Here is a 6708-nt window from a genome sequence, read left to right on the forward strand (position 1 = left end):
CCTCTTACGTCGACAATGCTCACGACAAGGTGGTGGAGCAGAAGGGCAGCGGCATCGATAAAGTCCTCGCCTCTGTGAGTTTCGCCCTATCGGCTGGCTCGCACATCGAACAACTCGCGACCAGCAAGGCGTCCAGCAAGGCCGCGATCGACCTGACGGGCAATGAGTTCGCTCAAACCGTCAAAGGCAACGCCGGCGCCAACAAGATCGACGGCGGCGGTGGAGCCGATACTTTGACCGGCGGCCGCGGCAGTGATGTCTTCGTTTTCAGTACCGCTCTTGGCGACGGAAATGTCGACAGGATCACTGATTTCAACAAAGCCCAGGACAAAATCCACCTCGATCATTCCATCTTTGCCGGTCTCGATCAGGGGGGCCTCTCGTCGGACGCTTTCTTTGCCGGCAAAGCCGCGCATGACAGTTCCGATCACATTGTCTACAACAGTTCGACGGGAGCTCTTTCTTTCGACAGCGACGGCGTCGGAGGCGCAAACCAGATCCATTTCGCGAGCCTCTCTCCGCATCTGTCGATTACCGCATCGTCTTTCCTGGTCACCTGAACCAGCCCAGCGAAGAAATGCTCTAAGAAGTCGGCGAGGCCCCTGGCCTCGCCGACAGATGTTCCGGATGAGTGGACCAACAGCTGACGTGCCGGTTCCGTCCTGAAGACCGGCCACGCAGGCCGAGGGCCGACTTGACGGCCCAGCGCAACCACGCGTCAAAGATTTTTTGCCATCAGCGAACCGCGGAGCTCAGGCACCGCGCCGCCGCAATTGGACACTCGAAAACCTTGGACAACCAAGGTGATGCAGACCAGCCACCCGTACCGGCTCAGGCAAGCACCGCGCTCATCCCGCAAGACACGAGTCGCATGAACGCTCCGGCAATCGCGAGGGAATCTCGCCTCGCTGGTCGCTACCCTTCCAAACATCCCTTGTGTCATTCAAACGGACGAGGACAGGCACCTGGTGTCCCCCTAGCGTGCACTCGGGCGGCATGCGCTCAGAGGTGATGAAACCGGGCCATGGCAGCATCGAGAGCCAATCGGCCATGTGCGCTTGGGAGAGGCAGATGAACCCGCACCTGGTCTGCGTGGGAGGCGAGGATCACGCCTTGAGAGTTCCCTTCCTCATCGCGCTGCGAGAGAAAGGCTTTCGCGTTACGGCGGTCTCGAGCGGTTCTCCCGTACCGTTTCTTCGGCATGACATTTCGCATCACAGGTTCTCCTTCGACCGCTTTGCAAGCGGAGGCGGGGAATGGCGCACTCTCCGAACGATGCGCCGCTTGATGCAGGAGCTTCAGCCTGACATCATCCAGAGCTTCGACACCAAGCCAAATCTGTTGACGCCCCTTTCGGTACGGGGAACTGTTCCGGTCATTCGCACCATCAACGGACTGGGGTGGACGTTCTCATCGCTGGAGCCTCGAGCCCTGGCCTTGCGCCCGGTCTATTGCGCACTGCAATGGCTTGCGTCTTCCTGGACGGCAGCGACCGTATTCCAAAATCGCGACGACCAACTGTTCTTCGAGCGCTTTCGGCTGATCGGCCGCGGAAGTTCGCGACTGATACGCAGTTCCGGAATCGATGTCGATGCGTTCGCAACGGTGCGCCATCTCGGGTCCTCAGCAACGAAGATGCGAAAGGACCTCGGCCTTCAGTCCGCCGAAGTGGTGATCTTCGTCGGCCGTTTGACGCGCCAGAAAGGCGTGGCGACCCTTCTCAATGCGATCCCTCGCATCCTGTCCGCAAGGCCCGCGGCGCGGTTTGTGCTCGTCGGCCCACGAGAATCCGAGGGCTCATTCGCAATCGACAAATCGGAGCTCGATCGGCATGCACCTCATGTGCTGGCCTTGGGTCCACGACGCGATGTCGCCGATCTCCTTGGCATGGCCGATGTATTCGCCTTTCCCACTCAGTATCGTGAGGGGGTTCCGCGTGTATTGCTGGAGGCGGGGCTGGCGGGACTGCCCATCGTGGCCTCAAGGATGCCAGGCTGCAGCGACATCGTCGAAGACGGATGGAATGGCTACCTGGTTGCGCCGCATGATGCCGATGCCCTCGCCTCGCGAACGATAGACTTGCTGTCCGACCGCGCGGCGGCCAAGGCGATGGGCGCCCGTTCTGTTGAACTTGTCCGGAGGCAATTTGCCCTGCCACTGGTGGTCGACCAGTACTGCGATCTTTACGACAACACACTCCGCGCGGGGCACATGCGACCGCTCCCTGCCGTTGGGCTTGGAGGCGGCCTCGCAAATCACCGAGGCGGGGCACATCAATGATCCGGGACGCCTTGCTCGCCCTGGGAGTTGCGATGTCTTATGCGACGCAACTGGGTGTTCCGGGATTGCCGCTCGGCTATGGCGAATTGTTCATCGCGATCTGGATCGTTCTGGCGATTGGACGAATACTCGCCGGCGGTCGTCTCCAGGTCACGCCCGCTTTTGTCCAGCTTGCGAGCTTCTGGCTGATCTTGTCGCTGGCTTTGGGAATCGGCACGATCGTCGGCTACCTGACCACCGTCCTTTACCTGACCGGGCTGGTACATGACGTTATGGCCTATGTGTTGCTGGCAAGCTTCACATGCTTGGCGGCCGCGGAGCCCGACGCCGATCGTCACCTTCGCCGCAGTGCGTGGTGGGTGATCGCCATCGCCAACGGGAGCTTCGTAATTCAGCTGGGACTGGCATTTGGGGTAGCCCACCAGTCCGGCGTCGATCCCTGGTTCTGGGACAGGTTCCGTGGCTGGTCCGAGAACCCGAACCAACTTGCGCTCTATTGCGCGCTTTTTGGCCCACTGGCTTTGCATCTTGCTACGACCACCCGCAACCCATGGGCTCGTTTGCTTGCATTCTCATGCCTGCTCCTGACCTTCTATGTCGGCCGGCTGACGAAGAGCGACACCTATCTCTACACCAGCATCCTGAGCTGCCTCATCTTTATCGGATTGCGGCTTCGTGCATGGATAGCAACGAGTGGCCGCGCCAGCATGCCCCGCATGGCGGCAATTCTGCTGTTGGCGGGTTCCTTGCCTCTAGCGCTTGCAATGACGCCGTACGCGCTCACCGAAGAGACCAGCGTCGCCAATTTTGCCAAGAACCTCACCAAAGACGAAGGCGGGGAAGGGACCATCGAAACGTTCGAACTCCGGCTCTATTTGTGGCAGGAGGCCGTGGAAAAAGGATTGAAATCCGGGTCGCTGGGACTGGGTCCTGGTCCTCACCTCGAGCGGCCGCCCGTCGCCGACCGTCAATTTCTGCAGCGACCTTTCGAAGCGCACAATACCGTTCTCGACCTTTACCTGCAGGGCGGATTGCTCGCCGTCATCGCGTTGGTCTGGATCGGGGGAGCCGCCATGTCCTTCGCCTGGCGAGGAGGATTCGACGCCCTGCTGGTGCTTGGTGTCTCGACGATAATCTTCAGCATGCCTCACCTGATCATCCGCCATCCAATCGTGTGGTTTTCGCTGGCTTTCTGCCTCGTTGCCGGAAATCCGACCGCACTTCGGCGGCAGCTTGCTGAACCGAGGGTGTCCTAATGTGTGGGATCGCGGGAATTCTATTGGCTTCCGACGCCGCGGACATAAAGCCGCTCGGAGCGATCGGGCGGATGACTGCATCGCTGCGTCACCGGGGGCCGGACGGCCAAGGGCTCTGGATCGACCGCGAAGCTGGAATCGCACTGGGCCACAGGCGGTTGGCAATTGTCGATCTGTCAGCCGCCGGGCACCAGCCGATGCATTCCGCCAGCGGTCGGTACGTGATCACCTTCAACGGTGAGATATACAATTTTCGCGATTTGCGTTGCGAACTCGAGAGTGCGGGCCAAACCTTTCAAGGCGCCAGCGACACCGAAGTGATGCTGTGCGCAATCGAGCATTGGGGGCTTGAGGCCGCCCTCAATCGCTTTGCCGGGATGTTCGTCTTCGCATTGTGGGATCTCAAGACAAGAACCCTGCATCTGGCCCGCGACAGAATGGGCAAAAAGCCCCTCTATGTCGCATCGATCCGAGATGCGCTGGTTTTCGCCTCTGAGCTGAAGGCGATCAATTGCTTTCCGGGCTTTTCTCCCGACCTTGATCTTGATGCCGCCGCGGCAATGCTTTCGACGGGATGGGTGCCGGACCATCGCTGTATCTGGCGAAGCGTGTTCAAACTGCCGCCTGGTTCTGTCCTTTCCGTCACGGCGGCGACTTTTGCCGAAGACCGCAGCGCGGACCGTCTTTCCCGATGCGTTCACCGCTGGTGGTCGCTGGCTGACGTCGCTGCCGATGGGCGACGGAACCCCGTCATCGGCACGGACGAAGACCTCATTGACGAACTGGACAACCGGCTTCGGCTGGCTGTGCGGGAACGCATGATCGCCGACGTGCCTCTGGGCGGCTTCCTGTCGGGGGGCATCGACAGCTCAGCCGTGATCGCCTTGATGCAGGCCCAATCCTGCAAGCCGGTTCGCAGCTTCACGATCTCGTTCGCAGAGGGCGGCTTTGATGAAGCTCCATATGCAGCGGCCGTTGCCCGTCATCTGGGTACCGACCACTCCGAACTTCACCTCTCGCCAAGCGCCGCACGTGACGTCATTCCCGAGTTGCCCCAGGTCTGGGATGAACCCTTCGCCGATGAATCACAAATACCGACCTTACTCGTTGCCAGGCTCGCTCGTCAGCACGTCACCGTAGCGCTGTCGGGCGACGGTGGTGACGAGTGCTTCGCAGGATACGGGCGCCACTTTATGGCGGAGCGGCTGAAACGGCACCTGCGCCTGCCCCGACAACTGCGCCGAACCTTGGCGGCAGGAGCAGGTTTTTTCGCACGCGCCGGACGTGACGATGTCGTTGGCAAACTGCCGCTCTCTGCGAGCGCGAGGCATTTTATCCGGAGCGACCGAATGGAACGCCTCGCCCGGCTGCTCACGGCATCGAATGAAGACGAATTGTTTCAGCGGCTGGCGCGGCCACAGGCTGAAAACCTGGGATATCAGCGGCCGACCGAACCAACCTACGGCTACGGCGATCCGCCGCTTGACGACCTGCTCTCCCGTCTTCTCTACGATGACATGGCGGGCTACTTGCCTGGCGACATCTTGGTGAAGCTGGACCGTGCCACCATGGCCAACAGCCTTGAGGGTCGGTGTCCTCTCCTTGACCACCGCGTTGTCGAATTCTCCTGGCGGCTGCCATCCAACATGAAAGTTCGTGATGGCGCCGGCAAATGGATCCTTCGCCAATTGCTACGCCGCTATCTCCCGCAGCACCTGATCGAGCGTCCGAAACAAGGCTTCGATGTCCCTATTGCTGGATGGCTGCGGGGTCCGCTGCGCAACTGGGCCACCGATCTTCTCGCCGACATGCGAACCGAAAGCAGTGACGTATTGGACACCGCGAAGATCGACGCCTGCTGGCGCGATCACATTGATGGCCAGAACCGCTCCCGCGAATTGTGGTCCGCGTTGATGTTCCAGGCCTGGCGGAGCAAGGCCAATCGGCAAGCACAGCAAACCGGCCCAACTCATGAACTCGACCTGGCAGGAGTGTAAGATGGTAGGTTCCGCAATCAGCCCGATCCAGCTGCCACGGGTCAATCAACTGCCAGCACCGGTTCTCGAAGGCAGAGTGCACGTGCGGTCATTGCGTGAATATGTCGAGCCGCCCACCGCGTCGCGCCAACTCTTCGTGATTTTGGCAAGGAGAAAATGGTCTATTATTGCTTTCGCTGTGTTGGGCGGCTTGTTGGCGGGGTTGCTGGGAAGCCTTCGACCAGTTCTCTATGAGTCAACAACCCAGCTTATCGTCGACGCCCCCTCGCGCGGTTCACTGCCCGTCGGCGCCCCGTCTTCGCAGGACCTCGTTGATTCAAGCATAGATGACCACATCACGATGCTATCGTCGCAAGATCACCTGCGCCGGGTCATGGCGGCACTACGCAAGACAGGTGCGGCGGAAACCGGACAGGACAATTCCGCTAGCAGGAATTCCCGGCTTGAACCGTCTGCCACCCCTCCCCCAAGGACACGCTCACTTGCCGGCGGTCTACTGGACCGGCTGTGGCCAGGGGCGGACCAGGCAGCCAACAGTCCACAAGCCGAGGATGCCTCCGAGTTGAGAGCTTTGCGGCGAGGCATGCGGGTCGGGCAGGAGCTGCGATCGAGAGTGATCTCCGTCGCTTTCGCCGATGACAGCCCCGCGCGGGCGGCGCTCGTGGCCAACACATTCGCTCAGGTTTATGTCGACACCCTAACGAAGAAAAGGCAGGCATCCGACCAGCAAGAGCTCGATGCAATCACCGCCAGTCTGCCCGGGCTGCAAAATGATCTGCAGGCAGCGGCTGACCGCCTTGAGAAATATCGGCTGAGTCACGGAGCCATCGACCAAGGCTCGGCGGACAATGCAGCCAGGGAACGGGCCGACCTCAGCCAGCAATTGTCGATGTCAAAGGCGGATCTCGCCGCCGTGGAATCTCGGCTACGGTACGTCCAGCAGCTTCGAGAGCAAGGGGCCACTCTCATCGCCCTGGCCGAAGCTATTGGCGCGCCTGAGCTTGCCGACCTTGCGGCTCGACAGGCTCTCGCGCCGGCAGACCAGGAACTCAGAGCCACGACGCAAAGCAAGATCGAACAAGGCGTCGACAAGATTGCTGCCGATGCAAACATTTTCCGTGCACAGATCGCCGCTCTCGAAAGCCGAAAGAACATCCTTGATGCGCTCATGGCCG

General features: G+C 60.7%; 4 protein-coding genes and 1 pseudogene. All 5 read left to right on the forward strand.

All coding sequences use genetic code 11. From position 1 onward, the window contains the following. Positions 1-560, forward strand: a pseudogene (locus EN964_RS19980) (calcium-binding protein); the annotation flags it as partial. 511 nt (positions 561-1071) lie between these two features. Continuing rightward, the gene (locus EN964_RS19985; RefSeq protein ID WP_127266447.1) at positions 1072-2280 is read left to right on the forward strand and encodes a glycosyltransferase family 4 protein; all 1209 of its coding nucleotides are present in this window, start codon (positions 1072-1074) and stop codon (positions 2278-2280) included. Then, positions 2277-3536: an O-antigen ligase gene (locus EN964_RS19990; protein WP_127266448.1), complete on the forward strand. Its 1260-nt coding sequence runs from the start codon at positions 2277-2279 to the stop codon at positions 3534-3536. The genes EN964_RS19985 and EN964_RS19990 overlap by 4 nt, the downstream gene beginning before the upstream one ends. Beyond that, positions 3536-5533 carry an asparagine synthase (glutamine-hydrolyzing) gene (gene asnB / locus EN964_RS19995; protein WP_127269810.1) on the forward strand — a complete coding sequence of 666 codons (1998 nt, stop codon included), beginning with the start codon at positions 3536-3538 and terminating at the stop codon, positions 5531-5533. Before EN964_RS19990 ends, asnB begins: the two co-directional genes overlap by 1 nt. A 1-nt stretch (position 5534) precedes the next feature. Further along, on the forward strand, positions 5535-6708 hold a 1174-nt coding region (locus EN964_RS20000; protein ID WP_245490672.1), incomplete at its 3' end, for a Wzz/FepE/Etk N-terminal domain-containing protein.

Origin of the sequence: Mesorhizobium sp. M7A.F.Ca.CA.001.10.2.1, from assembly GCF_003998575.1 — a bacterium.
Classification (GTDB): domain Bacteria; phylum Pseudomonadota; class Alphaproteobacteria; order Rhizobiales; family Rhizobiaceae; genus Mesorhizobium.

Excerpts from the sequence above, each read along its gene's own strand:
- asnB (WP_127269810.1), top strand. The coding sequence starts at position 3,536 with ATGTGTGGGATCGCGGGAATTCTATTGGCTTCCGACGCCGCGGACATA.
- EN964_RS19990 (WP_127266448.1), top strand. The coding sequence starts at position 2,277 with ATGATCCGGGACGCCTTGCTCGCCCTGGGAGTTGCGATGTCTTATGCG.
- EN964_RS19985 (WP_127266447.1), top strand. The coding sequence starts at position 1,072 with ATGAACCCGCACCTGGTCTGCGTGGGAGGCGAGGATCACGCCTTGAGA.